Consider the following 24,441-nt stretch of genomic DNA (forward strand, 5'->3'; position numbering starts at 1 on the left):
TATTGTAAAAATATTATTCTTATTTTGAGATTTATAGAAGCCCATGGATCTCACCAACCTCGCCATCTTCCGTGCCGTTGCCCTCGAACAGAGCGTGACCCGCGCCGCGCAAAACCTGCAGCGCGCGCAGTCCAACGTCACCACGCGCATCCAGCAGCTGGAAGAAGAACTGGGAGCCAGTCTGTTCCTGCGTGAGGGCAAGCGCATGCTCCTCACCGAGCAAGGCCGCGCCTTCCTCGCCTATGCCGAGCAACTGCTGGCACTGGCTGACGAAGCGCGCCAGGCCCTGCATCCGCAGCACCCCGCCGGCACCCTACGCTTGGGCAGCATGGAGAGCACCGCCGCCGCCCGCCTGCCGCAGCCCCTGGCGCGCTTCCACCGTGAGTATCCGCAGGTCAGTCTGGAAGTCAGCACTGGTCCCAGCCTGGCACTGCTCGACGCGGTGCTGGCACGACGCCTGGACTGCGCGCTGATCGCCCAGCCTTACAGCTGGCAGCAGGGCAGCTGGCAGGCCGAGGAACTGCCGAGCGGCGTCGACGCGCAGGCGGTGTTCCGCGAGGAACTTTTGCTGGTGCTGCCGGCCGACCACCCGCCGGTCGAGCACCCTGAGCAGGTGCAAGTCCGTACTCTGGCGGGTTTCGCCCAGGGCTGCAGCTATCGCCATATCGCCCTGAGCTGGTTGGGCGCCGGTGGCCCGCCCATGCGCGTGCAGGAAGTGGGCTCTTACCACAGCATTCTCGCCTGTGTGGCGGCCGGCGCCTGCGTCAGTGTGGTGCCGCGCTCGCTGCTCGAATTGCCCCGCCAGGCTCCAGCCGTGCAATCTGTGCCGCTGCTGCAACTGGACACATTGCTGGTGCGCCGCAGCGGCAACAGCAGCGTGGCCGTCGAGCGGTTGCACGAGTTCCTGCAGCGCCCCGCATGAACAACCGAGCGCTGACCGATGCACTGGCCGGCGCCCTGATGCTGGCAGTCGGCATGGGCTTCGGCCGCTTCGCCTTCACCGGGCTCTATCCGCAGATGATGGCTGATGGCGTGCTCGACCTGCGCGGCGGCGCCCTGACCGCCTCGGCGAACTATGCCGGCTACCTGCTCGGCGCCCTGCTACTGGCGTGGAAGCATCCTTGGCAGCCGGCGACGCTATGTCGCGTCGGTCTGCTCGGCAACCTGGCCTGCCTGCTGGCGATGGCCGCCGCACCGAGTGTCGCCAGCGTCCTGCCGCTGCGTTTCCTGGCCGGGGTGGCCAGCGCCCTGACCCTGGTCGGCGCCTCGCTGTGGCTGCTGCGCGCCGGCCACCATCCACGGGCAGCACCGGTGCTGTATGCCGGCGTCGGGCTGGGCATTCTGCTGTCCGCCGAGCTGATTGCCGTTGGCCAGACGGCAGGTTGGCACAGTCACACGCAGTGGCTGTTGCTGGCACTGGCCGCACTCGCCCTGCTCCTGCCCGCCACTCGGGCGCTGCGCCATGTAGCCGCTCCAGCCTCCACAGCCGCGCCTACTATGGAGCGGTCGCTACCGGCCGGCCGCCTGGTCGCGCTCTACGGGCTGGCCGGCTTCGGCTACATCGTCACCGCCACCTATCTGCCGCTGTTGCTGCGCAACGGCCTGGGCAGCGTCGACCCGTTGCAAATCTGGGCCGCCTTCGGCCTGGGCGCCGTACCTTCGTGCTTCCTCTGGCACAACCTGCGTGAGCGCCTGGGCACCCGCGTGGCGCTGGCACTCAACCTGGGACTGCAAGCTGTCGGCGTGGCCCTGCCAGCCTTCGACAGCGGCGTCGCGGCCTGCCTGCTCAGCGCGCTGCTGGTCGGCGGCACTTTCATGGGCACGGTGACCATCGCCATGGCCGCAGCCAGGGGCGAAGCGCTACATAAACCGCAACTGGCGGCCTGGATGACTGCCAGCTACGGCGTCGGGCAGATCGCCGGCCCGTTGCTCGCCGAGGCCCTGCACAGCCGCTATCAGCACTTCGCGCCCGCCCTGCTGTGCGCCGCCGCAGGCCTGGCCCTGGCGGCACTGATGAGCCTGCCGCGCCCCGCGCCTGCGACCTAGGTCCAATAGCTCGCGCGCGGCGCACGCGCGAGGATGGGACGATTCGAGCACCGGAGCGTCGCATGTCCTCCACCTCTGCGGGCAAGACAGCCGTACTGCAGAACATCCACGGCACCATGGAGTTTCTGCGCAAGTACCCGCCGTTCAATCAGATGGACAGCGCCCAGCTGGCCTATCTGGTGGAGCACTGCCAGCTGCGTTTCTATGCCGCCGGCGAGAGCATCATCAAGCCCACTGACGGGCCGGTGCAGCACTTCTACATCGTCAAGCAGGGCCAGGTGGTCGGCGAACGCCCGCACTCGGCCCGGCGCGGCACCGAGACCACCTTCGAGATCGCCAGCGGCGAGTGCTTCCCGCTGGCCGCCCTGCTCGGCGAGCGCGCTACCCGCACCGAGCACCTGGCCGGCGAGGATACCTTCTGCCTGCTGCTGGCCAAGGAGGCCTTCGTCCGCCTGTTCTCCCAGTCCGCGCCCTTCCGCGACTTCGCCCTGCGCGGGGTCAGCAGCCTGCTCGACCAGGTCAACCAGCAGGTGCAGATGCGTGCCGCCGAGAACCTTGGCGCGCAGTACTCGCTGGATACCTCGTTACGCGAGTTGGCGCCGCAGCAGCCGGTGGCCTGCAGCGCCGACACGCCGTTGCGCGATGCGGTGCGACGCATGCATGAGCAGCATGTCGGCAGCATCGTCATCGTCGACGACCACGCCCAGCCCAACGGCATCTTCACCCTGCGCGACCTACGCCGGGTGGTGGCCGACGGTGAATCGCTGGAGCAGCCGATCAGCGCGCTGATGACCCAGCGCCCGTTCCACCTCTCGCCCAACGCCAGCGCCTTCGACGCCGCCCTGGCGATGACCGAGCGGCACATCGCCCACGTCTGCCTGGTGGAAGGCGGTCGTCTGGTCGGCGTGGTGTCCGAGCGCGATCTGTTCTCCCTGCAGCGCGTCGACCTGGTCCACCTGGCCCGCACAATCCGCCATGCCGGGCGCATCGAGACGCTGGTGGCGCTGCGCGGCGACATCCGTCTGCTGGTCGAGCGCATGCTGGCCCACGGCGCCAGCTCCACCCAGATCACCCAACTGGTGACCCTGCTCAACGATCACACCGTATGCCGGGTGATCGAGTTGGTGCTGGAGGAAATGGGCGACCCCGGCGTGCCGTTCAGCTGGCTGTGCTTCGGCAGCGAAGGCCGCCGCGAACAGACCCTGCACACCGACCAGGACAACGGCATCCTCTTCGAGGCCCGGGACACCGCCGATGCCGAACGCATCCGCCAGCTCCTGCTGCCACGCGCCCGGCGCATCAACCAGTTGCTCGCCGACTGCGGTTTCACTCTGTGCCGCGGCAACATCATGGCCGGCAACCCGGAGCTGTGCCTGTCGCGCCAGGAATGGACGCGGCGCTTCTCCACCTTCGTCCGAGAAGCCACCCCGGAGAGCCTGCTGGGTTCGAGCATCTACTTCGACCTGCGGGTGGTCTGGGGCCCCGAGCTGGGCTGCCGGCAGTTGAGCCAGCACCTGCTGGCCGAGATCGCCGACAACAGCCTGTTCCAGCGTCAGCTGGCAGCCAACGCCCTGCGCCATCGCCCGCCGCTGGGGCGTTTCCGCGACTTTGTGGTGGCGCGCAAGGGTGCCGAGAAGGACACCCTCGACCTCAAGGAGGAAGGCCTGACGCCTTTCGTCGATGGCGCCCGCCTGCTCGCCCTGGCCCATGGCATCGGCGAGAGCAGCACCCTGCGCCGCTTCGCTGAACTGGTACGGCAGCGGGTGATCGACGCGCAGGACGGCGCGGCCTACGAGGAGGCCTACCACCTGATCCAGCAGATGCGCCTGCAACTGCACCAGCAGCAGGCGGCCCAGGGCCTGGACTTTTCCAACCGCCTCGACCCGGACAGCCTCAACCACCTGGACCGGCGCATCCTGCGCGAGTCCTTCCGCCAGGCCCAGCGTCTGCAGGCCAGCCTCGCGCTGCGCTACCAGCTATGAGGAAGATGCTCGAATGGCTGCGCCAGAGCAGCCCCGTCGTCGACCCGCGCGGCCTGCGCCTGCCAGCCCCGGCCTCGCTGGACGAACGACCATTGGCTAGGCAGCGCCTGGTTGTAGTGGACCTGGAGACCAGCGGCCTCAACCTGCAGCGCGACCACCTGCTGGCGATCGGCGCAGTGGTGATCGAAGACGGCGCCATCGATCTGTCCCAGCAATTCGAGTGCACCCTGCGCCAGGCCGATCACCGTGCCGGACCCAGCACCCTGATCCACGGCATCGCGCCCAGTGCAGTCGCCGCCGGCCGCGAGCCGGACGAGGCACTGCTGGACTTCATGCACTTCGTCGATGACAGCCCGTTGCTGGCCTTCCACGCCCCCTTCGACCAGCACATGCTCGAACGCGCCCTGCGCGAACAGCTTGGTTATCGCCTGCACCACCCCTTCCTCGATGCCGCCGTGCTGGCCCCGCTGCTCTGCCCGGAGGCGCCGCCCTACCGGGGCCTGGACGAGTGGCTCGGCCACTTCGGCCTGCTCGCCAGCGAGCGCCACAACGCCAGCGCCGATGCACTGGCCACCGCCGAACTGGCGCTGATTCTGTTCAGCAAGGCCCGCCGTCAGGGCCTGGACAACCTGGCCGAACTGCAGCACAAGACCCAGGCCTGGAAGCGTCGGCGGCAGGTTCCCTCACTCTGAATCGATAGAGCAAGGCAATATCAGTTGTAAAACATTCTCGATTCAAAACAGCACCCCACCTCCACTAGAATGCGAGCCCGTTCCTCGCTTCGAACCGCCACCATGCGCTCCACCACCATCCGCCGCTGGTCCGCCGTCCACACCTGGACCAGCCTGGTGTGCACGCTGTTCCTGTTCCTGCTGGCGCTCACCGGCCTGCCGCTGATCTTCCATCACGAGATCGAACACCTGCTGGGCGAAGCGCCGGAGCTGCGCGAGATGGCGCCTGACGCACCGCGTCTGGACCTGCAGCAACTGGTCGAGGCCGGCGAGCGCCATCGCCCCGGCGAGGTGGTGCAGTACCTCGGCTGGGAAGACGACGAGCCCAACGGCGTGGTGACCATCATGGCCGCCACCGCCGGCACCGAGCCCAACTCCTCTCACACCTTCATGCTCGATGCGCGCACTGGCGAGGCGGTAGAGATGCCGGCGGCCAATGGCGGCTTCATGATGCTGATGCTGCGCCTGCACGTGGACATGTTCGCCGGCCTGCCCGGCAAGCTGCTGCTGGCCTTTATGGGCATTCTCTTCGTCGTCGCGATCATCTCCGGCGTGGTGCTCTATTCGCCGTTCATGCGCCGGCTGGATTTCGGCACCGTGCGCCAGCACAAGTCCACGCGCCTGCGCTGGCTCGACCTGCACAACCTGATTGGCATCGTCACCCTGGTCTGGGCGCTGACCGTGGGCATCACCGGGGTGATCAGCGCCTGCGCCGACCTGCTGATCAGCGCCTGGCGCAACGACACCCTGACGGCCATGGTTGCGCCCTACCGCGACGCCCCGCCGCTCACCGAACGTGCCCCGGCCACGCGCCTGCTGGACATCGCCCAGCAAGCCGCGCCCGGCATGCAGCCGGACTTCATCGCCTTCCCCGGCACACGCTTCTCCAGCGAGCACCACTACTCGGTGTTCATGAAGGGCAGCACGCACTTGACCTCGCACCTGTGGACGCCGGTGCTGATCGACGCCAAGACCCTGCAGGTCACTGCCGTGGCCAGCCGTCCCTGGTACATGGATGCCCTGGCCATGTCGCAGCCGCTGCACTTCGGCGACTACGGCGGCCGGCCGATGCAGATCCTCTGGGCAGTGCTCGACGTGCTGACGATCATCGTCCTCGGTAGCGGCCTGTACCTCTGGTGGGTACGCCGTCGTGCACCGCGCGCTGCTCTGCGTGACGAGGTAGCGGCATGAAGCGCTGGCGCGAATCGACCTTCGCCATTCCCACGCTGATTGGCGTGCTCAGCGCCGTTGGCCTGTTCGCCGCGCTGCTCGGCGACGGCCCCTGGGATGCCCTGGCCTGGCTCGGCCTGGGCCTGCCGGCCGTGCTCGGCGTCTGGCCACTGCTGCGCCGCTGAAAAGAACTGGCGAAAGCGCAACGCCAGCCTAACGTGAGAGAAGGCAGAGATCGGAAGCACAGGAGTGCACCGCTGTCAGTCCCTTCTCCCTCGCTGTTCTGCCGCCACCGCCGTATTCGCGGCATCGACGCCAACAGCCAGGGAGCATCGCCATGCTGTTCATCACCAATCGTTTTCCCAAAGGCTCGATCAAGAGTGAGATCGACCGCCCCTTCGCCTTCGACCTGGACAACAACGCGCCAAGCAACTCGGTGTTCTTCTGCGAACGGCAGAGCAAGAAGAAGCTCGTTGAGCTAGGCAGCCAGGCCTTTCTGGGCCGCCTGCAGGAGGCCAAGCAGCGGCAGATCCTGCTGTACATCCACGGCTACTCCAACCTGCCCGACGACGTGTTCGCCGCCGTCGACGAATTCCAGGACCTGTGCAACCAGCGCAGTAAGGATGAGGTGCTGGTGGTGCCGGTGATCTGGCCCTGCGACAACGATAAAGGCATCGTCCAGGACTACTGGGACGATCAGAAATCCGCCGACTACAGCGCCGTGTCCCTGGCTCGCGCCCTGTGCTTCTTCCTCGCCTGGCGCAAGGAGCGCGAGGAAGCCGGCCAGGCCAGCTGCCTAAAGCGCATCAATGTGCTGGCCCACTCCATGGGCAACCGCGTGTTGCGCGAGACCCTCTGCGAATGGGATCGCTACGACCTGGCCAACGGCGTGCCGATGCTGTTCCGCAACACCTTCCTGGTGGCAGCCGACATCGAGAACGAGTCGATCCACCGTGGCCAGCGCGGCGAGCTGATCTCCCACGCCTCGCGCAACGTGGTGGTGTACTACGCCTCCGACGACATGGCCCTGCGCAGCAGCAAGGCAGCCAACCTGAAGAACCGCATCGCCTCGCGCCGCCTCGGCCACAGCGGGCCGGAGAACCTGGAGCTGACACCGCAGAACGTCTACGCGGTGGACTGCGACGACATCAACACCCTGTATGACTTCCCCAAGGGCCACTCGTACTTCCGCAGCGGCCGTATCAAGGGCATTCCCGGCGTGGTGTTCGACCACCTGTTCGAGTGCCTGGTCAGCGGCCGGGTGTTCCCGCAGGACGAGTTCCGCCGCACCACCATCCTGCACGACAGCGCCGCCTGAACCACGGACAAAAAAGGGCCCCGGGAGTGGGGCCAAGCGCAGGGTGACAAGCGCGAATCAGGTCAGATGGGCGTGGGGCCCGCTGAGGTAGTCGAGCAGACGGAACAGGCTGGACTTGAGCGAGGCGCAGTGGGCGCTACCGGCCTGGATGGTGGCGGCGTCCTGCACCGCACCAGGGCGTTGCAGATCTTGTGGGCAGGCGGCTAGCAGTTGCTCGATGCTCTCCGGGCTGCTTTCCAGATGACATTGCAGCGCCACGGCGCGCTCGTTCCAGACAAAGCCCTGCATCGCGCAGGCCGCCGAGTGATAGAGCGGGATGGCACCGGCCGGCAGGCTGAAGGTCTCGCCATGCCAGTGCATGGCCATCAGCCGCTGCGGCAGCATGCGCCCGAGCGGCGACTGGCAGGCCTCGGCATGTTGTTCGATCAGGTGCCAGCCGATCTCCGCCGTGTCGGCCAGCCGCACCTCGCCGCCCAGCGCCTCGGCCAGCAACTGGCCGCCGAGGCAGATGCCCAGCACCCGCTTGCCAGCTTCGAGCGACGCGCGCAGCAGGTATTTCTCGGCCACCAGCCAGGGATGCTCGGCCTCGTCGTGCACGCTCATCGGCCCGCCCATGACCACCAGCAGGTCGAAGTCGTCGAGCGCCGGCAGCGCATCACCGGCATACAGGTGATGTACCCGTGCCAGCAGATTGCGCTGATCCAGCCACTGGCCGATCTGCGCCGGCCCCTCGAACGCCACGTGCTGCAAGATGGATACGCGCATCACACCACCTCCTGCGCCGGCCGGCGCGCTCTCTCCAGCGCCCGGTGCAGGCGCCGCAGCATTTCCTCGATATTGCCCGGGCTGACCGTCAGCGCCGGGGAAAAGCGCAGCACGCCGGGTTGCGGGGCGTTGATCAACAGGCCTTCGCCCAGCGCCGCGCGGGCCACCTGGGCGGCGTTGTGCTCAGCCAGCGGCAATCCGAGCAACAGTCCATGACCGCGTGGCACACCAGCGCCGAAGCGGCGACCAACCCTTGCCAAGCCATCACGCAATTGCTGGCCGGTGGCACGCACCTGCTCCAACAGGCCTGGCTCCAGCACGGTATCCAGCACCGCCAGGCCGGCGGCGGTCATCAATGCGTTGCCATGGTAGGTGCCGCCCTGCTCGCCCGGCTCGAAGCAACAGGCATTGCCGCGCGCCAGCAGGGCTGCCAACGGCACGCCACCGCCCAACCCCTTGCCCAGGGTGATCACGTCGGCACGCACGCCATACAGCTCCTCGGCCAGCAGGCTGCCGCAGCGGCCGATGCCGGTCTGTACCTCATCGAGGATCAGCAGGATGCCGCGCTCGCGGCACAGCCGCTCGGCGCCCTGCAGGTAGTCCAGTTCGGCGGGCAACACGCCAGCTTCGCCCTGCACCGGCTCGAGCATCAGCGCCACCACGTCGTCGTCCAGCGCCGCGTCGAGGGCCGCCAGGTCGTTGTAGGGCACCTTGGTGAAACCCGGCACCTTGGGCTCGTACAGCGCCTGGAAGGCCGGCTTGCCGGAGGCGGACATGGCGCCGAAGGTGCGCCCGTGGAAGCTGTTGGCGGCAGTAACCATGCGGTAGGCACCGCCCTTGTGCAGCTGGCCCCACTTGCGCGCCAGCTTGATCGCGCCCTCGTTGGCCTCGGCCCCGCTGTTGAGGAAGTAGGCCTGGTCGCTGCCGGTGGCCTGGCATAGGCGTGCGGCCAGTTCGAGCATGCCGCTGTTGTAGTAGGCCGGGCCGGGATTGATCAGTTGGCTGGCCTGGCGCTGCAGCGCCCGCACCAGCGCCACCGGACTGTGGCCCAGGCTGTTGACCGCCCAGCCCTGGGTGAAATCCAGGTAGGAGCGGCCGTCGGCGTCCCACAGCCAGGAGCCCTGGCCGCGCACGAACAGCTGCTCCGGGCGCTGCACGGTGTTCATCAGGCGGTCGCGAGACCAGTCATCACGCATCTTCGTACTCCAGATACTGGTACTGCACACCAAGCAGGCGAATGCCGTCGGGACCGCATTCGACGATGCGGCGTTGCTCCTTGCGCTGCTGCACGCGCAGGCTGAAGCCTTCGGCAGTTGGGAAACGGCTCCACAGCTCGCTGCGCACCTCATTCAAGCGGGCACCAGCGACCGTCAGCTCGGCCCACAGACAGCCATCGCGATGCAGCTGGATCAGGTAGTCGTTCATGCAATCAGCGCCGGCCTGGCCGGGCCCTCCAGACGGTTGCGCCAGTCTTCCAGCTGGCCGCTGGACAGGCGTCGCGCGGCGCTATGGCGCCAGCGCTCGGACAAGGATTCGCAGGCCAGCAGTTGCTGCAAGCCACCACGCTCCAGCGGGAACTGGAAATAGCTGCGAATGGCCTGGGCCACGCTCAGACCAGGGTGGCTACGCTGCACCAGCTCCAACGGCTGCGCGGCGCTGACCCAGCCTGGGCGCAGCACGCGGAAGAACCAGCCGCACAGACCGTTGTTCTGCATCTCCAGCGCCAGTCCTGGCAGCTCCCAGCGCTCGGCCAGGCGGTAGCAGGGCGAGCGTGGCTGACTGACCTGCAACAAGGCGTCCCCCCAGCGGAAGATGTCGCCGATGCACACCTGGCTCTCCAGCAGGCCACGGCTGGACAAATTCTCGCCGAAGGCCGGCTGTTGCCAGTCGCGTTGCGGGTAACGCTGGCGCCACTGCGCGTAGTGTTCGGATGGATAGAGGTGCAGGGCGCGCTCGGGGCCGCCGTGGTGGCGACTGTCGCCCTGCTGGTCGCCCTCAAGCCCCAGCGGGCCGAGCCATACCTCGGTGCTCACCGGCAGCTTGTCCAGCGCACTGACATAGCCACGACCTTCATCCATGGCTTTTCCTATGAATAACCCCGCCACCTCTGCCTTGATCATTTTCTCCGCCACCCTTGTCGCGGCTGTCGATGCAGCAATGATAGGGATGGCGTGGACGAGACGACATTTCGATTTCCCAGCATCATTGATAAGCTGAAGTTATTGATAATTGAGGTAGGTCCCGTGGACTTTCGCCAGTTGCGCTACTTCGTCGCCCTCTACGAAGAAGGTCATGTCGGTCGCGCCGCCGAGCGCCTGAGCCTGTCGCAGCCGGCGCTGTCGCAGCAGATCCGCCAGCTGGAACAGAACCTCGAAGTGGCGCTGTTCCAGCGCAGCGGCAAACGCCTGCTGCCGACCCTCGCCGCCCATACCCTGTACAGCCACGCCCTGCCGTTGCTCGATGGCCTGGAACGAGCCCGCGATGCCCTGCGCGGCTTCCGCGGCCGCGCCCCACGCAGCCTGGCCATCGGCGTGCTGCAGACGGTCAACGCCAGCCTGGTGCCGCATCTGCTGGAAAAGCTCCGCGCCGCCCAGCCGCAGCTGGTAGTACAGATCTATGAATTGTCCGGCCTGGACATCGAAAGACGCCTGCTCAGCGGCAGCCTGGACATCGGTATCGGCTTCCTGCCGCCGCGCCAGCCCGGCCTGCATAGCCTGGAGCTGTACGAAGACGAGCTACAGCTGGTGGTGCCGCCAGAGCATGCGCTGCGCGAATTCAGGAAGGTGTCGCTGGCCCAGGCGGCGGAGCAGCCCATGCTGCTGCTCGGCGAGGAGTTCCGCGTGCGGCAGATCTGGCAGGAGCAACTGGCCCTGCTCGGCCGCCGTCCGCATGTGCAGGCCGAACTCAACCATATGAGTGGCATCCTCGACAGCCTGCCGCACTCGGCCGGCCTGGCCACCGTGCTGCCGGGCCGCGCGCGCCAACTGCATGCGAATCAGGGATTGCTGTGGAAGCCGATCAGCGAACCGCGCGTGCCGCTCAAGGTCGGCCTGGTATTCCGCGATGCACAGCGCCAGCAGCCGACACTGGACCTGCTGAGCAAGCTGCTGAGCGAGGTGGTAAAGGGAAATGGATGATGCAGAAAAGAAAAAACCCCGCTTGCGCGGGGTTCTGCAGACTGGTTCCTGACATCCGTGGTCGGTGCGCCCTCCTGGCGAACACTCCCTCATGTCCCTGTTCTTTTCGTGCGCTTCCTGCGCTAAGTCCTTGAAAGCAAGATTAATCTGACTGATGGCATGCTGATAGCAGCCTTCGCCAGCACGCTGTGTAAGCCAAAGATTACAAGGCCGCCGAGCGGGAAGGGGTTCACAAAGTCGGCACGGCCGTTATCATCGCGCGCCTGATTGCCTGCGCCCCGCGCCATCGAGCCTGAAATGAGACCGCAACTGATCGCCGCCGCGGAAATCGACCGCGTCGAAACCTGGACCAAATACAACAAGGACATGTGCACCAGTTGCATGTCCACCTGTTGCACCATGCCGGTAGAAGTCCGCATCGTCGACCTGATCCGTATCGGCGTGGTCGACGAGTTCGAACGTGGCGAGCCGCCGAAGAACATTGCCAAGCGGCTGCAGAAGGATGGCCTGGTCGAGCGCTTCAACCAGAAGTCCGGCATCTTCACTCTGACGCGCATGAGCAATGGCGACTGCATGTACCTGGACCGCAAGACCCGTCTCTGCACTGTCTATGACAAGCGGCCGGACACCTGCCGCAACCATCCCCGCATCGGTCCGCGCCCGGGCTATTGCGCCTGGCGCCCGAAACAGGGCTGATCCTGAGTCACCTGCTAGCGGCGGTATGCAGCCGCCCAATGCTCAGCTCAGATGAAAGTGCGCGGTGTTCTGCACCAGGGCCCGGCTGCCTTCGCTGAGACGATCGGCAACACCATGCACGGCCTGGGCACCGTGCAGCAGATCGGAGGCAGCCTGGTCGACCTGCTGGATGTTGCCGCTGACCTCCTCGGCCGTGGCGGCCTGCTGTTCAACGGCAGTGGCGATCTGCGCGATCATGTCGCTGACCCGCTGCACGGCGCCGGCGATTTCGCCCAGGTGATCGCCCAGTTCGGTGACCGAGCCAGCGTCGACCTCGGCCTGGCTGCAGGCGGTCTGCATCAGCCCCACCGATTGCAGCACCACGCGCTGCAGGGTCTCGACCGTGGCGCTGATCTCGCGGGTCGACTCCTGGGTGCGCTGCGACAGCGAACGCACTTCGTCGGCGACCACGGCGAAGCCCCTTCCCTGCTCACCCGCCCGCGCCGCCTCGATGGCGGCGTTGAGCGCCAGCAGGTTGGTCTGCTCGGCGATGCCCTTGATCACTACCACCACTCGGTCGATCTGCTGGGCCTGCTCGCGCAACTCGCTGAGAGCGGCAGCGGTGTCCCCCAGGCGCGTGGTGAGTTGGCGCATGCTGGCAGTGGTCTGCTGGCTGCGCTGATTGCTCTGCTCGGCAATGTGGCGGGTCTGGGTCGCATCCTGGGCGGCCATTTCGCAGTTTTCCGCCACGCTCTGCGCGGTGGCGGCCATCTGCGTGGCGGCGGCGGCGATCTGGCTGACCTGCTGCTGTTGCTGTTCCACGGCACGCAGGGCTGACTGGGCCTGCTCGCTGAGAGTGACCACGGTGTCGCTCAGCTCCGCACTTTCGCGGTTCACGCCCTGCAGCGAACCGCGCATCTGCGCCACGGCGTCGTTCAGTGCGGCACCGATCAGCGCCAGCTCGTCGTTACCGTGCACGGTGACATGCCGACGCAGGTCGCCGTCGCGCAGGGACTGCGCCAGCGAGGTGATACGCCAGCTGCTGCCGCGGATCGAGGCCTGCAGGCAGACCAGGGCATACAGCGCCAGCGCCACCAGCACGCCGAAGGCGCCGAGGGTGATGACCAGTGCGCGCAGGGCCTTGGCCCGGTACTGGCCGAGCCGGGTGTCCAGTGCGTCCAGGGTGGCGCGCTGCAGCGCCTCGATATGGCCCTGGGCCGCATCCATACCCTGCTCGAACGCCGCCACGTCGAGCTGGATACCTGCATCACCGTACATCTTCTGATCCAGCTGCTTGAGCCAGTCGTCCAGGCCGGCCAGGCTCTGGGCATAGGTCTGTCTCCATGCCGAGAGCGACTTGGGCAACTCGCTTTCCAGACGCTCGCCGAGCTTGGTCAGTTGCTGGCGCGACTCACCGGCTGCGGTGCGGATCTCACGCAACTGCAGGCGGCTCTGCAGGCTGAACTGGCCGGCCGCCACCGCCCCCTGGCCGACGCTGGCGAGCACGCCCAGACGCTGCTGCAAACGCGGCGAATCCTCGGTGGCCAGCTGCATCAGCAGGTAGGTTTCCAGCCAGGGGTCAAGGATCAGCCCGCTCTCGGTGGCGATCTGCTCGCGCAGGGCGCCGAGCTGCTGCAGGCTCAGCGTGAAACGATCATAGGCATCAGGCCACCAGCCAACGCTGCCCAGAGTCTGGGCACGCAGGCCATCGCGCTGGCCCTGCAGGGTACGCAGGCTGGCTTGTGCGGGCTCGCTGGCGCCTTCGGCGACCAGCATCTTCTGCAGGTCATCCAGGGTCTGGTCCAGTTCGGCTTCGCTCTGCTGCAGACGGGACATCGCGGCCTGGGTCTCGGCCGATGCTTCACGATTGCGCTCGGTGGATTTCCAACGGGCAGTCAGGTTGCGCTGACGCACCAGCACCTGCTCGACGCGATCCAAGGCCTGCAGCTGCAGTACCCCGGAGTGCTCGTCGTCGACGACCCTGAGCTTGCCCAGATAATTGTCGCCGATGGACCACGCCGCATAGGCCAGCGGCAGGATGAACAGCAGCGCCAGTAACTGGAACTTGCGGGCGAAGCTGAATTTCTCGAGTGCGTTGACTCCGGGCAGCAACAGCGCATTCATCGTCGAACTCCTGAATCGGACGAAACTGCGAAGCGCTTGGACTAGCAAATGCCGCGCCACGCCTTCGCTACTTCGAAGCCATCCATCAGCGTCGCGGGCGCGACGACTCGGCAGAGACCTTAGATATCCGAAGCCTCGCCGACTTCATGAGTTAAACGATAGAAGGCATTGCGCCATCAAGGTGCAAAAAGACGTCATCTCGCCGGGCGGTGCTCGACCCGTGGCAGCACCTGCAGGCGCTGCCCGATCACCTCCCGCTCGGACTGAGGCTTGGCCAGCCACCAGCGACGCACGGCCGAAGTATCATGCGGCGCAATCCAGTCGGCGTACTGCCGGTACTGTGCCTGCGGAAAACCGTTGTCGCGGCCGCGCAGGTGACGGTCGAGGAAGCCGAGAACGAAGGCGTTGGCCGCCCCGATCAGCACCTCATTCGGCGCCGTGCCAGCCAACGCGTCCCGCAGCGGTCCGCGCAGCAGCAGGCCATTGTCGGTGAAACCCGCGTGCACCGAGCCCTTCATCACCGGGCGGTAGATGTCGCTCCGTGCCCCCGCCTGCTCGAAGCGCTCGTAGGAAAAATCGTTGAAGCCGTACAACGGCCCCTGCGGTTCCACACCCAGCATCCGATAGAAGCCGTCGAGATCCGCATGAAACATCAGCAGCGGCACCGGCAACTCGTCCCCAAAGGCGAGGAAGTGAAAGTCGCCGCCATCCAGGTTGATCGCCGCCGCACAACGGCTGTCAACCATACAGACCGCACCTGCGGTCGAACCACCGAAGGACATGCCCATCTCGCCGGTGCGAGTGAAATCGCTGGCAGCCACCAGGTCGGCGACACTGGCCGGCACCGTACCGACCTGCAGCCTGTCGTGTACGAACAGGCGATCGGCCAGCCATACCGGTGCGCTGAGGGCGATGCCACGACTGCCCGGCGGCGGAATCTCCAGCGCGGTGCGTAACTGACCATCGAGGCGTTCATCCAGATCGGCGGACGAGTAACCTCGCACCATCACCTCCGGCAGACCTGCGCCGAACACATGGTGCATGTGCTCGACCAAACCGGGGTCCATCGGCACGACCTCGCCGTCGGGCAACAGGGTCGGCGAAGCGTCGCCGCTGTGCTGCACGGAATAAACCGCATAGCCGTGACTGGCCAGATCCTCCATCAGCGCCGAGTTGGCAGCCGTATAGCTGGCGTAGCCATGACTGAAAAAAACCACCGGCAGCTTGCCGTCCGAGGTGGCTACAGGGGCGTCCTCGTAGGCATTGCTGGTGATGTGGCGCAGATGGCTGAGCAACGGCGGGAAGCCGAGCAGCGTGCCGAAACCACGCGCAGTGCTGCCGGCCTCCGCTGCCGTGAAGTAAGGCCTGGGCTCTGCGCCAGTAGTCGGCTTGGCCGGATACCAGACGCGCACCAGCAGGCGCCTCGGTGCATCAGCAGGCGCGCCCAGCACGCCACGGCGCTGAGCATCGACCAGTTCGAAGTCGCGCACGCCGACTGCGTGTAATCCGCTGGGCGGCGGCAGACGATCCACCGGAAACAGATAGATCGGCGCTACGGCGACGGCGGCCAGCATCACGAACACCAGCGCGGAAAGATAAGGCACTCCGCTTCTTCGCCCCCCCTGCCGCCGTCCGCTGAAGAACAGCACTACCAGCCACAGCAGGCCAAGCAGCAAACCACCGCCCGCCTGCCAGCGGTCCACGAAGACCCCATAACCGCCGCTGGTGACCACCACATTCGCACTCAACCACAGCAACGCGCTGCGTCGCGGCAGCCCGGGCCAGCACCAGGCGAGCAGGAACAGCGCCAGTGCGCCAAGCAGGAAAATGTCGCTGGCGATCACAGGGCGTGCTCTTGCGCGGCAGGTGTACGCTCCGGCCAGAGCACGCACAGCACCAGCAAGGCCGCGATGAGCACGAAGGGCGCGCCGGGGTGGAGTTCGTAGACCAGGGTGCCGGCCAGCGGCCCGACGATCATGCCCACGCCGTGGGAAGCCGCCAGGGTGCCGGCGGTCGCGCCCTGCTCATGGGCTTCCACCGCGTTCGCCGCCAGGGCCGAAACCGAGGGGAACACCCAGCCCATGCCGGCGGCCGCAACGAAGTACGCCGCCCATAGCAGCGGTGCGCTGGTGGCGAAGATCACCGCGGCGAACCCCAGGGCCGAAATCAGACCACCGACGCGGATCAGCCGCTGAGGCGGCCAGTTCAGCTGGCGCAACAGCAACTGCGCGAGGATCAGCGCCACGCCGACGGAAGTCAGGGCGATGCCGGCCGCGCGCGCCGCCTCGGTAGCCTCCAGCCGTAGCTGGTCGAGCGCGAAGAACCCCACCGCGACCTGAGCAATGGTGACGCTGAACATGGCCGCGAAGCCCAGCACCAGCGGGCGGCGCAGCCGGGCGTCACGCAAGCGCAGGGGAGGTGCATCCTGCACCTGCGGGCGCTCATCGCGCGGCAGCCAGCGCCACATCACCAGCAGCGCCACCAACGGCAGCACGGCCGTCACGATCAGCGGCAACTCCAGACCATGGACGGCGAGCAGGCCGGCAAGCCCCGGCCCGACCACCATGCCAACCGCGCTGGAAGCACCGAGCCCGGCAAGCGCCCGTGCACGCTGCTGCGGCTCGACGTGGTCGGCGACCAGTGCGGCGCCCGTGGTCGGCACCGCCGCGTAGAAGCCGCCGGCGATACCGCGCAGCACCACCACGCCGGCAAAGGCCAGCCAGGCCGGCGGCAACCAGCGCAGCGCGAGTACCACGAACAGGCACAACGCCAGGTAGGACAGTACGAAGCCTCCCAGCCCGCGCAGCAGGATGACGCGGCGACCGTGGCGGTCGCTCGCCGCCCCCCAGACACGGGCCAGCAGCACCCAGGCGATGCCGCCTACCGTGACAGTGACGCCGGCCTGCCAGGGTGCCAGGTCCAGCACCCTGGAAATAGGCCCGATCAGGGCGACGAAGGACATCATCGCCAGCGTGCAGGCGAAGGTCTCGAAAACCAGCGGCAGCATGTTGAAACGTGGCGGCGCAGGTGTACCCGGCATGGCCGCCACGTCGCTCATCTCAGCGTTCCCGCGTGCGGCGCGGCATGCGCCACCAGACCCAGCCGAGCAGCACCAGCGGTATGCCCAGGGAAAGCCAGGACAGCAGGTCGTAGACCTCGTCGCCGACCAGCGCCGAGATCAGGCCGAACAGGCTCAGCACCGCCAGCAGCAACGGCCAGCGGAAGATCATCCAGAGTCCGCGTCTCATGCCTTGCCCTCCACGACGAGACCACCTGCATCCAGCTCCTCCAGACGCTTCTCCAGTGGCGCTTTGCGTCTCCCGAGCCACAGGTACAGGCCACTGCCCAGGACAATGATGGCGATGATGTCGAGCAACGCCCAGATGATCTTCAGCGGCAGGCCGCCGTAATCACCAAAGTGCAGCGGCTGCGAAATCAGCAGCGTCTGGACATACATCGGCATCTCACGCATGTCGGTCAGCTCGCCGGTCGTGGCATCGACCAGCGCCGGCTTGAGCAGGCGCGCGGTGAGCGGCGTGTTACCACGCATGAACACCGCGTAGTGGTGCTGGCTGCTGAAATCGGTGCCGGGGTAGGCGACGAAGCTCGGCTTCATGTCCGGTGCAGCCGCCTGCGCAGTCTCCAGCGCCTTGTGTAGCGAGCCGAGCTCGGTCAGCGGCGGCAAGTCCTTGTACGGCGCGGTCATCTCGGCCAACTGGCCGTTCTGCCACAGGCCGAGAATCGGCAGCGCCAGGGTGTTGATCACCCCGGTGACGCCGACCACCAGCACCCAGGCCAAGGTGACGATGCCGAGCACGTTGTGCAGGTCCAGCCACTTCAGGCGACTGCTGCGCGCGGTACGCACGGTGGCGAAATCCAACTTGCGCATGAACGGCGTATAGACCACCACGCCCGACACCAACGAGGCCACCAGCAACAGGCCCATGAAGCCGAGGAACAGGTAGCCGGGCAGGCCGAGGAACATGTCGGTATGCAGGCGCAGCATCAGGTTCATGAAGCCATCGTCCGGCGGCTCCGGCGGGAACAGCTTGCCGGTGCGCGTATCGAACGGCTGGGCATAGGCATCCAGCGGCGGCGGCACCAGGGTCGGCGCAGTGAACACCGCACCGAGCGGCTCCTCCGGATCGAAGCCGACGAAGCGCACCACCTCGCCGGGGCGCGCTGCCAGTGCGCCGGCGATGACCTTGTCGTAGTCGATACGCGGCGCATCAGCGCTGAGCTCACCCAGCTCCGGGTGCGGTTCGAAGTAATGCTCGATCTCCTCGTGGAAGATCAGCGGCAACCCCGTCAGGCACAACATCAGCAGGAAGATGGTGGAGATCAGGCTGGTCCACTTGTGGACCAGGTACCAGTTACGCAAGGCTCGGGCGGTCATGTTCAGCTCGTTTTATTAGAAGTCCACGCTCGCCGAGAGCTGCAGGGTACGGCCGGCACCCAGGTACAGGTAGCCGGCAGTCGAGGTACCCCAGTAGTCCTCGTCGAACAGGTTGTCCAGATTGGCGCGCACGACGACAGGCGTGCCCAGCGACTCGAAGCTGTAGCGAGCGCCGACATCGACGCGCACCCAGTCCGGAATGGTCAGTTGGTTGGCCTGATCGACGTATTGCTCGCCGGTGTAGATTGTACGCGCGGTGAGGGTCAGGCCGGGAACGGCACCGAGATCCCATTCGCCACCCAGATTGAACTGCTTGCGGGGCACGCCGATGGCATCGTTGCCGTCGTTGATGCCGCCCTGCGTGCTGGTCAGCTTGGCCTGGGTATAGGTAGCACCGCCAAGCACGCGCAGGCCCTGAGCCACTTCGCCGAACAGGCTCAGCTCCAGTCCGCGGTTGCGCTGCTCGCCGCCGTCACTGAACCGGCCACCCTCCACCACACTGCTCGGGCGTTCGATCTGGAAGGCAGCCAGGGCTGCACCGAAGCCAGCCCACTCACCCTTGACCCCGATCTCCTTCTGCTTGGAGACGTAGGGCGCCAGCATCTCGCCAGGGTTGCTGACGCTGGTGTCGGTCGGTGCAGTTTCCCCCTGGCTCAGGCCCTCGATGTAGTTGGCATACAGCGAGATGTTCTCCCAGGGTTTGAAGACCACGCCGACCAGAGGCGTCAGCTCCTGCTCGTCGTAACCTTCGCCTGCCGGCGTGCCGATGTTCATCACATAGTTCTGCGCCTCGACCCGTTGCTGACGCGCGCCGAGAGTCAGCTCGTAGCGACCGTTGTCGAACGACAGCGTGTCGGCCAGGGCGTAGCTGGTCAGAGTCGCGCCATTGTATTTCTCAGCGTGCTTGGCGATGCCATCGGTACTCGGCGTACCGGTGTAGACAGGATCGTAGAGATTGGAGAGACGCGCGCCGCCGAAGGAAGAGAAATCGAAGAAGATGTCGGAGTGCTGCACCACACGGGTAGCGCCGAAGCTGAGGCTGTGCTGCACGGCACCGGTGTTGAACACGCTGCGCAACCCGGCCTCGGCGGAGTGCGAGGAAACGTCGAAGACCTGCCAGGCGGGGCTCGAGGCGAAGTCGCCCGCATCGTTCAACAGCGAGACGTTCCCGGCCAGGGCATCCATTTCGCTACGGCGATCACCATAACCGGCATAGGCGGTCAGCCAATCGTTCAGATCGTATTCGCCACGCAGGATGACGATGCGGTCCTGCATCTGCGAATAGCCGTAGCCCGGGTAGTTGAGATCGTTGTCCGGCGCATCGGGAATGTCCGTGACACCAGCCCCCACCGAGAACTGCCGAACCACATTGTCGATGTCCTCGCGCTGGTAGATGTAGTCGGCGGACAGCCGCAGGCGCTCGCCGGCGTAGTCGAGGCCGAAGGAGCCGAGACGGCCCTCCTGAGACTGCCTGTCAATCGCAGTATCTCCATCACGGTAGGCACCGTTGAAGCGCACGCCGAACTCACTGTTCTCGCCGAAGCGGCGACCGAGATCGACCTCGGTACCAAGTACCGAGTCGGACAGGTAGCTGACGCCGACCCGCGTCAGCGGCTCGGCGCCGGCGCGCTTGGTCACCAGGTTGACCGCGCCACCGATGGCCCCACTCGGAGCCATGCCGTTGAGCATCGCACTCGGCCCCTTGACCACCTCGACCCGCTCGGCCATCTCCACCGGCACCCGGAAATGCGGAGCCAGGCCATACATGCCGTTGATGGCCACGTCGGCGCTGGCCACCGGGAAGCCGCGCAGGGAGAAGTCTTCGTTGAGATTGGTGCGGGCACTGCCGATCTGCGCCGACGGCTCATTGGCCAGCACGTCGGCAACACTGCGCGCCTGCTGGTTGCGAATGGTCTGCGCGGTATAGCTGGTAATACTGAACGGCGCATCCATCAGGTCGGTGTTGCCGAGAACACCGAGCCGGCCGCCACGGGCGACCTGGCCGCCGGCGTATTCATCAGGCAGGTCGCCCACGGCCATCTGGCGCCCCGTCACCTGCGATGTCGGCAATTCCACGGCGCCCGCATCATCGGCCAGGCGGACCAGGGTGTAGCTGCCGTCATCGCGGCGTTGCAGCTGTAGGCGATTGCCGCCAAGCAGGCGATTGAGCCCCTCGACCGAGGAGTAGCTGCCGGTGAGACCCGGACTCTGCAGGCCATCGGTCAATGCCGGATCGAACGACAGCGATACGCCCGCCTCGCTGGCGAAGGTGGCCAGCGCACGTCCCAGCGGTCCGGACGGGATCTCGTAGCTACGCGCTTCGTCGGCCGCCAGCAGCGGCTGGGCCGCGCCAGCCAGGGCCAGCGAAAGAGCGGCGTGGCGTACAGCGAGACGAAGCGAACGAGCGGTGACACGAGGCAGGAGCGCGCGCGAAACGGACATGCGGAGTGTTCCTCTGGCCCTGAGGCCTTGGCAATGGACGGATTTGCTGTCCTTGCCAGGCGAGATCGAAAAAGGTCTCACCCCTGGTGTGATTTCTTTCACCCGTACATCGGCTCCAGGCTGATCCAGTAACTGGTCAGGCGGCGTACACGCAGGCTGTAGGTCGCCTCCAGCATCGCCAGCGAACGATCCCGGTCACGCACCGGAAAAGCACCGGAGACCGCCAGCTCAGCCAGTTCGGGCGCGACTCGGAGCACGCCGCGGCGGTAGCGCCCCAGCTCGGTCACGAACTCGGCCAGCGGCATGCGATCAGCCATCAGCATGCCGCGCGACCAGGACACCGCGGTACCGTCGGCAACGCTCAGAGGACCGACGGCACGGCTATCGAAGACCCCCTGATTTCCTGCCTCGACACGCACCGCACCACCCTCGCGCGGCACCACGCGCACCGAGCCCTCGAGCACCACCAGGTGCGCCTGGTCGCCGCGCTCACGCAGGCTGAAGCGCGCTTCACGGGTCAGCAGGGTGCCGGCAGCGACCGCCACACCGAAGGGCCGTGCATCATCGCGCACACTCAGCAGCAGCTCACCACGCAGCAGGTGCAGGCGACGGCGCTCGGCATCGAAGCGCAGATCGATGGCGCTGTCGGTGTTCAGCATCAGCTGGCTACCATCCGGCAGTTCGCTCTCGTGCAGTTCGCCGACTGCCGTGCTGCGGTCGGCCAACCAAGGCTGCCAGGGTTGCTGTCTCCAGGCGACCCATGCGAACGGCGTGGCACCGGCCAGCATCGCCAGTTGCTTGAGTGCGCGCCGCCGCCCCTGGCCACGGTCACGCCCCAGAGCCGACATGGCCAGTTCCGGCGGCAAACCACCGAGACGCGCCAGTAGCCGCTCGGCTCGCTCCCACGCCTGAGCATGTTCGCTGCTGAGCTGACGCCAGCGCGCGCAGGCCTGGCGGTCGGCCTCGGTCTGCTCGCCGCAGTGCAGCTGCATCAGCCAGGCGGCTGCCTCGTCGAGAATCGCCGGGGCGATAGGTGCCTGCCCACTCATGCCATCAGCTCCAGACACTGGCGGAACGCCTGCTGCATGTAGCGTTTGACCGAACCCAGCGAGACGCCGAGTTCGACGGCGATGGCTTCGTACTTCATGCCTTCGAGTTGCGACAGCAGGAAGGTGCGGCGCACCCGCTCGGGCAGGCTGTCGAGCATGGCATCGATCTCATGCAGGGTCTCCAGCACCAGCAGGCGTTGCTCGGGCGGCGGCGCCAGCTCATCCGGCAGCACCGCCAGGGCATCCAGGTAGGCACGCTCCAGGGACTGCCGCTGGTACCAGTTGATCAGCAGCCCCTTGGCCACAGTGCTCAGATAGGCGCGTGGCTCTCGCGCTTCGAGCACCCGACGTGATGCCAGCAGACGGGCGAAGGTGTCCTGGGTCAGGTCGGCGGCATTTTCGGCACAGCCCAGCCGGCTGCGCAGCCAGCCGAACAGCCAGCTGTGATGGTTGCGATAGAGATGACTCACCGCGTCTTGAACGGAAGTATCGGCCGCGGACATGGGGCGCTCGCCTTGCCGGTGGCGCCCGGCTTTATTTGAGAATGCTTCTCATATTATCCAGGCAAAACGCTACCCACAAGAGTCTTCCCTCAGTCGAGCACGAAGCGACAGCCGCCCCGTGCCCGAATCAGGTCTACCAATCCAACGACAGATTCAAGCCAATGCCATGCTGATCGTCGTCCCCGGCTCTGCGGTAGTCATAGCCGATCTGCAGGGCCATATCCGCAGCCAGGCGCTGGCGCACTCCCACGGTCAGACGGGTCAGATCCTTCTCACGCTCCGCCCCTTCGAGACTGAAGCCGACACCGGTCACGCTGTTCAAGCGCATGTCGACCTCGCCCTGTTCATCCTCGAACTCCCGTTCCTGAGCGAGCTCGCCGAACAGTTCGGCATCCTCGGCCAGCCGGAAGCGCCCTTGCAGTCCTAGCCCCAGACGCCGTGAGTCGCGGGTCTGGTCGTCGTAGGTCAACGCGGTGGAGCTGGAACCATCCTCGCGGTAGCCATCGACCTCGATGCGCGCCACATCGGCACTGAAGAAGGGGCGCAGGCTCATGCGCGGGGTGCCCAGGTCCAACTCAACACCCAGGCGCCCGCCCAATGCCAACAGGCGGCCGTCGGTATCGCCACGCTCGGTTCGGGTGGTCTGGCCCAAGGCAAAGCGCCGCTCAAGGTCCCGGTAGTCCAGATAGCCCACGCTCAGGCTCGCGTCCCCCCAGAACAGGCCGTCGTCATACTGGACGAAAGCGTTGGCTAGATAGCTACGCAGGCCATAGTCGGAGTCGCGCGGGCCCAGCTGCAGGTCCTGCTCTTGCACACTCAGCACTGCACCGAGGCGCCAAAGCTCGCTCAGGCGATAGCTACCACCGAAGTTCAAGGCCTTGCCGCTGGCGTCGCCGGCAGCACTGGTGTCGCTGCCGTCCAGGTCGGCGCGGCGCACGCTGCCATCGGCAAAGCCACGCCAGCGACCTGCAGCCTGCCAGGCGCCTGCATCACCCAGCCATTGCTGGCGCTGGCGATCCTGACTGTCACGCAATGCCGACTCCGCGGCCTGGGGCAGCAGGCTCAGCTCCCACGGCGCAGCCAGGATCGAATAGCCCTGGTCGGCGAGGATCTGCTGCATGGCCGTGGTCGGGTGCACGTAGTCGGCATAGATCAGCCGGTCCGGATCAGGTGTGGCGCTGCCCAGGCCATGGATCGGGTTGACCCCTCCACCACAACCGGAGAAGCAGGTGCCAAGCAGGTTTTGCGTCGGGTCGAAACCGAAGGCCGCGGGATTGGCCAGCACCTCGCGATAGAGCAGCGGTACGTTGAGCGGGATGACCTCGGCATGGACCGCGCCCAGCTGCGCCGCCAGTTCGGCGTTGAACGCCTGAGCCAGCGGCACCTGGGCGGTGTTGACCACACCACCGGTGACCGGGCTGGCCACGTCCACCAGCAGCGGCACCATGAAATAGCGTCCTCCCGCAGCCTGCAGGGCGCGTACGCCAGCGGCCAGCCGGCCTGCGGCGGCGCGCGCACTGGGATCGTCGACGATCAGCCCCTGGAGGAAGTCGTTGCCGCCACCGTTGAGGTAGAAAAGGGTGTTCGGGTCCACACCCAGACCGCTGTTGCGCAGGTGCACCAGGTAGCCATCACGCTGGCGAATCAGCGGATCGCTGTAGTTCAGCCCGGCACGCACCTGGGAGCCACCGATACCGGTGAGCGGATCGAACACGCTGGTGATGGAGTCGTAGACCTGTTCGGTCCGATAGCCGCCGACCGCCCAGTTGTTCCCGTCGGCCTGGCCATCGAGCGCACGCATGGCGTTGGTCGAGGCGACCTGCGGAGCCAGGCCCAACTGCTGATTGATCAGCATTGGCGAGGTGTAGCCGTAGGCCTCGCCCAGTCCGAAGCCGGGCCCCACACGATTGGTGTGGCGCACCGGATTGCTCGGCGCGCCGGCCTCTGGGCGCTGGCCGGCGTCGCTCAGGCTATCGCCGAACACTACCATGCCACTGTAGGCGCCCGCCTGGGCCGGCCCGATGCTGGCCAGCAGGCAGGCGAAGGCCAGCGGATTCAGTACTCGCTTCATGATCCATGTCCCTTGTTCTTGTTGTGATGGGC

Annotated in this window: 22 protein-coding genes and 1 pseudogene; 9 read left to right on the forward strand and 14 right to left on the reverse strand. The window is 66.5% G+C overall.

Annotated features, from left to right (window positions below):
* Nucleotides 1-43 precede the first annotated feature (43 nt).
* From IB234_RS00885 to IB234_RS00915, 7 genes are all read left to right on the forward strand, one after another.
* Nucleotides 44-922 carry a LysR substrate-binding domain-containing protein gene (locus IB234_RS00885; protein WP_192312478.1) on the forward strand — a complete coding sequence of 293 codons (879 nt, stop codon included), beginning with the start codon at nt 44-46 and terminating at the stop codon, nt 920-922.
* Nucleotides 919-2,046 carry a YbfB/YjiJ family MFS transporter gene (locus tag IB234_RS00890; protein WP_192312480.1) on the forward strand — a complete coding sequence of 376 codons (1,128 nt, stop codon included), beginning with the start codon at nt 919-921 and terminating at the stop codon, nt 2,044-2,046. Before IB234_RS00885 ends, IB234_RS00890 begins: the two co-directional genes overlap by 4 nt.
* 62 nt (nt 2,047-2,108) lie before the next feature.
* On the forward strand, nt 2,109-4,028 hold the full coding sequence (locus IB234_RS00895; protein WP_192312482.1) for a putative nucleotidyltransferase substrate binding domain-containing protein: 1,920 nt from the start codon (nt 2,109-2,111) through the stop codon (nt 4,026-4,028).
* Entirely contained in the window at nt 4,025-4,720 is a 696-nt protein-coding gene (locus IB234_RS00900) for a 3'-5' exonuclease (protein WP_192312484.1), read from the forward strand. The genes IB234_RS00895 and IB234_RS00900 overlap by 4 nt, the downstream gene beginning before the upstream one ends.
* Nucleotides 4,721-4,822: 102 nt before the next feature.
* Nucleotides 4,823-5,950, forward strand: a complete 1,128-nt coding sequence (locus tag IB234_RS00905; RefSeq protein WP_192312486.1) for a PepSY-associated TM helix domain-containing protein — start codon at nt 4,823-4,825, stop codon at nt 5,948-5,950.
* Nucleotides 5,947-6,114 (forward strand): hypothetical protein, encoded by a 168-nt coding sequence (locus IB234_RS00910; protein ID WP_192312488.1) that lies wholly within the window; start codon nt 5,947-5,949, stop codon nt 6,112-6,114. Before IB234_RS00905 ends, IB234_RS00910 begins: the two co-directional genes overlap by 4 nt.
* 152 nt (nt 6,115-6,266) lie before the next feature.
* Nucleotides 6,267-7,247, forward strand: a complete 981-nt coding sequence (locus tag IB234_RS00915) for an alpha/beta hydrolase (RefSeq protein WP_192312490.1) — start codon at nt 6,267-6,269, stop codon at nt 7,245-7,247.
* 57 nt (nt 7,248-7,304) lie between these two features.
* Here the strand turns inward: IB234_RS00915 and IB234_RS00920 are convergent, their stop codons facing one another.
* The 4 genes from IB234_RS00920 to IB234_RS00935 are packed head-to-tail and all read right to left on the reverse strand — an operon-like array spanning nt 7,305 to nt 10,132.
* Nucleotides 7,305-8,012 carry a type 1 glutamine amidotransferase gene (locus IB234_RS00920; protein WP_192312492.1) on the reverse strand — a complete coding sequence of 236 codons (708 nt, stop codon included), beginning with the start codon at nt 8,010-8,012 and terminating at the stop codon, nt 7,305-7,307.
* The gene (locus IB234_RS00925; RefSeq protein WP_192312493.1) at nt 8,012-9,208 is read right to left on the reverse strand and encodes an aminotransferase class III-fold pyridoxal phosphate-dependent enzyme; all 1,197 of its coding nucleotides are present in this window, start codon (nt 9,206-9,208) and stop codon (nt 8,012-8,014) included. The genes IB234_RS00920 and IB234_RS00925 overlap by 1 nt, the downstream gene beginning before the upstream one ends.
* The gene (locus IB234_RS00930) at nt 9,201-9,437 is read right to left on the reverse strand and encodes a hypothetical protein (RefSeq protein ID WP_192312494.1); all 237 of its coding nucleotides are present in this window, start codon (nt 9,435-9,437) and stop codon (nt 9,201-9,203) included. The genes IB234_RS00925 and IB234_RS00930 overlap by 8 nt, the downstream gene beginning before the upstream one ends.
* Nucleotides 9,434-10,132: an MOSC domain-containing protein gene (locus IB234_RS00935; RefSeq protein ID WP_192312495.1), complete on the reverse strand. Its 699-nt coding sequence runs from the start codon at nt 10,130-10,132 to the stop codon at nt 9,434-9,436. The genes IB234_RS00930 and IB234_RS00935 overlap by 4 nt, the downstream gene beginning before the upstream one ends.
* Nucleotides 10,133-10,255: 123 nt before the next feature.
* Between IB234_RS00935 and IB234_RS00940 the strand changes: the two genes are divergently transcribed.
* Together IB234_RS00940 and IB234_RS00945 are read left to right on the forward strand one after the other, a co-directional pair.
* Nucleotides 10,256-11,149 (forward strand): LysR family transcriptional regulator, encoded by an 894-nt coding sequence (locus tag IB234_RS00940; protein WP_192312496.1) that lies wholly within the window; start codon nt 10,256-10,258, stop codon nt 11,147-11,149.
* Nucleotides 11,150-11,446: 297 nt separating this feature from the next.
* Nucleotides 11,447-11,845 (forward strand): YkgJ family cysteine cluster protein, encoded by a 399-nt coding sequence (locus IB234_RS00945; protein WP_192312497.1) that lies wholly within the window; start codon nt 11,447-11,449, stop codon nt 11,843-11,845.
* Nucleotides 11,846-11,887: 42 nt separating this feature from the next.
* Here the strand turns inward: IB234_RS00945 and IB234_RS24285 are convergent, their stop codons facing one another.
* The 10 genes and pseudogenes from IB234_RS24285 to IB234_RS00990 all read right to left on the reverse strand — a co-directional run bounded on the left by IB234_RS24285 (nt 11,888) and on the right by IB234_RS00990 (nt 24,409).
* Nucleotides 11,888-12,742 (reverse strand): methyl-accepting chemotaxis protein, encoded by an 855-nt coding sequence (locus IB234_RS24285; RefSeq protein ID WP_412547895.1) that lies wholly within the window; start codon nt 12,740-12,742, stop codon nt 11,888-11,890.
* Between the two features lie 6 nt (nt 12,743-12,748).
* Nucleotides 12,749-13,948: pseudogene (locus tag IB234_RS24290) on the reverse strand (HAMP domain-containing protein); the annotation flags it as partial.
* Between the two features lie 194 nt (nt 13,949-14,142).
* Nucleotides 14,143-15,792, reverse strand: coding sequence for an alpha/beta hydrolase family protein (locus IB234_RS00955; RefSeq protein WP_192312500.1), 1,650 nt, complete (start codon nt 15,790-15,792; stop codon nt 14,143-14,145).
* Nucleotides 15,789-17,006 (reverse strand): MFS transporter, encoded by a 1,218-nt coding sequence (locus IB234_RS00960; protein WP_225580197.1) that lies wholly within the window; start codon nt 17,004-17,006, stop codon nt 15,789-15,791. The genes IB234_RS00955 and IB234_RS00960 overlap by 4 nt, the downstream gene beginning before the upstream one ends.
* A 1-nt stretch (nt 17,007) precedes the next feature.
* Nucleotides 17,008-17,196 (reverse strand): hypothetical protein, encoded by a 189-nt coding sequence (locus IB234_RS00965; protein ID WP_192312502.1) that lies wholly within the window; start codon nt 17,194-17,196, stop codon nt 17,008-17,010.
* Nucleotides 17,193-18,344, reverse strand: a complete 1,152-nt coding sequence (locus tag IB234_RS00970; protein ID WP_192312504.1) for a PepSY-associated TM helix domain-containing protein — start codon at nt 18,342-18,344, stop codon at nt 17,193-17,195. The genes IB234_RS00965 and IB234_RS00970 overlap by 4 nt, the downstream gene beginning before the upstream one ends.
* Before the next feature lie 15 nt (nt 18,345-18,359).
* Nucleotides 18,360-20,786 carry a TonB-dependent receptor gene (locus IB234_RS00975; protein WP_192312506.1) on the reverse strand — a complete coding sequence of 809 codons (2,427 nt, stop codon included), beginning with the start codon at nt 20,784-20,786 and terminating at the stop codon, nt 18,360-18,362.
* Nucleotides 20,787-20,884: 98 nt separating this feature from the next.
* Nucleotides 20,885-21,835, reverse strand: a complete 951-nt coding sequence (locus IB234_RS00980) for a FecR domain-containing protein (RefSeq protein WP_192312508.1) — start codon at nt 21,833-21,835, stop codon at nt 20,885-20,887.
* Nucleotides 21,832-22,338, reverse strand: a complete 507-nt coding sequence (locus IB234_RS00985) for a sigma-70 family RNA polymerase sigma factor (RefSeq protein ID WP_192312509.1) — start codon at nt 22,336-22,338, stop codon at nt 21,832-21,834. The genes IB234_RS00980 and IB234_RS00985 overlap by 4 nt, the downstream gene beginning before the upstream one ends.
* 133 nt (nt 22,339-22,471) lie before the next feature.
* A complete protein-coding gene (locus IB234_RS00990) occupies nt 22,472-24,409 on the reverse strand; it encodes an autotransporter domain-containing SGNH/GDSL hydrolase family protein (RefSeq protein ID WP_225580199.1) in 1,938 nt (645 codons plus the stop codon).
* Between the last annotated feature and the right edge of the window lie 32 nt (nt 24,410-24,441).

Source organism: Pseudomonas sp. PDM16 (assembly GCF_014851865.1).
GTDB lineage: Bacteria > Pseudomonadota > Gammaproteobacteria > Pseudomonadales > Pseudomonadaceae > Aquipseudomonas.

Coding starts and splice junctions, on each gene's coding strand:
- IB234_RS00890 (WP_192312480.1), top strand. CDS start 919: ATGAACAACCGAGCGCTGACCGATGCACTGGCCGGCGCCCTGATGCTG.
- IB234_RS00895 (WP_192312482.1), top strand. CDS start 2,109: ATGTCCTCCACCTCTGCGGGCAAGACAGCCGTACTGCAGAACATCCAC.
- IB234_RS00930 (WP_192312494.1), bottom strand. CDS start 9,437: ATGAACGACTACCTGATCCAGCTGCATCGCGATGGCTGTCTGTGGGCC.
- IB234_RS00925 (WP_192312493.1), bottom strand. CDS start 9,208: ATGCGTGATGACTGGTCTCGCGACCGCCTGATGAACACCGTGCAGCGC.
- IB234_RS00885 (WP_192312478.1), top strand. CDS start 44: ATGGATCTCACCAACCTCGCCATCTTCCGTGCCGTTGCCCTCGAACAG.
- IB234_RS00900 (WP_192312484.1), top strand. CDS start 4,025: ATGAGGAAGATGCTCGAATGGCTGCGCCAGAGCAGCCCCGTCGTCGAC.
- IB234_RS00920 (WP_192312492.1), bottom strand. CDS start 8,012: ATGCGCGTATCCATCTTGCAGCACGTGGCGTTCGAGGGGCCGGCGCAG.
- IB234_RS00990 (WP_225580199.1), bottom strand. CDS start 24,409: ATGAAGCGAGTACTGAATCCGCTGGCCTTCGCCTGCCTGCTGGCCAGC.
- IB234_RS00985 (WP_192312509.1), bottom strand. CDS start 22,338: ATGTCCGCGGCCGATACTTCCGTTCAAGACGCGGTGAGTCATCTCTAT.
- IB234_RS00980 (WP_192312508.1), bottom strand. CDS start 21,835: ATGAGTGGGCAGGCACCTATCGCCCCGGCGATTCTCGACGAGGCAGCC.
- IB234_RS00935 (WP_192312495.1), bottom strand. CDS start 10,132: ATGATCAAGGCAGAGGTGGCGGGGTTATTCATAGGAAAAGCCATGGAT.
- IB234_RS24285 (WP_412547895.1), bottom strand. CDS start 12,742: ATGCGCGGTTCGCTGCAGGGCGTGAACCGCGAAAGTGCGGAGCTGAGC.
- IB234_RS00905 (WP_192312486.1), top strand. CDS start 4,823: ATGCGCTCCACCACCATCCGCCGCTGGTCCGCCGTCCACACCTGGACC.
- IB234_RS00960 (WP_225580197.1), bottom strand. CDS start 17,006: ATGAGCGACGTGGCGGCCATGCCGGGTACACCTGCGCCGCCACGTTTC.
- IB234_RS00965 (WP_192312502.1), bottom strand. CDS start 17,196: ATGAGACGCGGACTCTGGATGATCTTCCGCTGGCCGTTGCTGCTGGCG.
- IB234_RS00975 (WP_192312506.1), bottom strand. CDS start 20,786: ATGTCCGTTTCGCGCGCGCTCCTGCCTCGTGTCACCGCTCGTTCGCTT.
- IB234_RS00910 (WP_192312488.1), top strand. CDS start 5,947: ATGAAGCGCTGGCGCGAATCGACCTTCGCCATTCCCACGCTGATTGGC.
- IB234_RS00970 (WP_192312504.1), bottom strand. CDS start 18,344: ATGACCGCCCGAGCCTTGCGTAACTGGTACCTGGTCCACAAGTGGACC.
- IB234_RS00945 (WP_192312497.1), top strand. CDS start 11,447: ATGAGACCGCAACTGATCGCCGCCGCGGAAATCGACCGCGTCGAAACC.
- IB234_RS00915 (WP_192312490.1), top strand. CDS start 6,267: ATGCTGTTCATCACCAATCGTTTTCCCAAAGGCTCGATCAAGAGTGAG.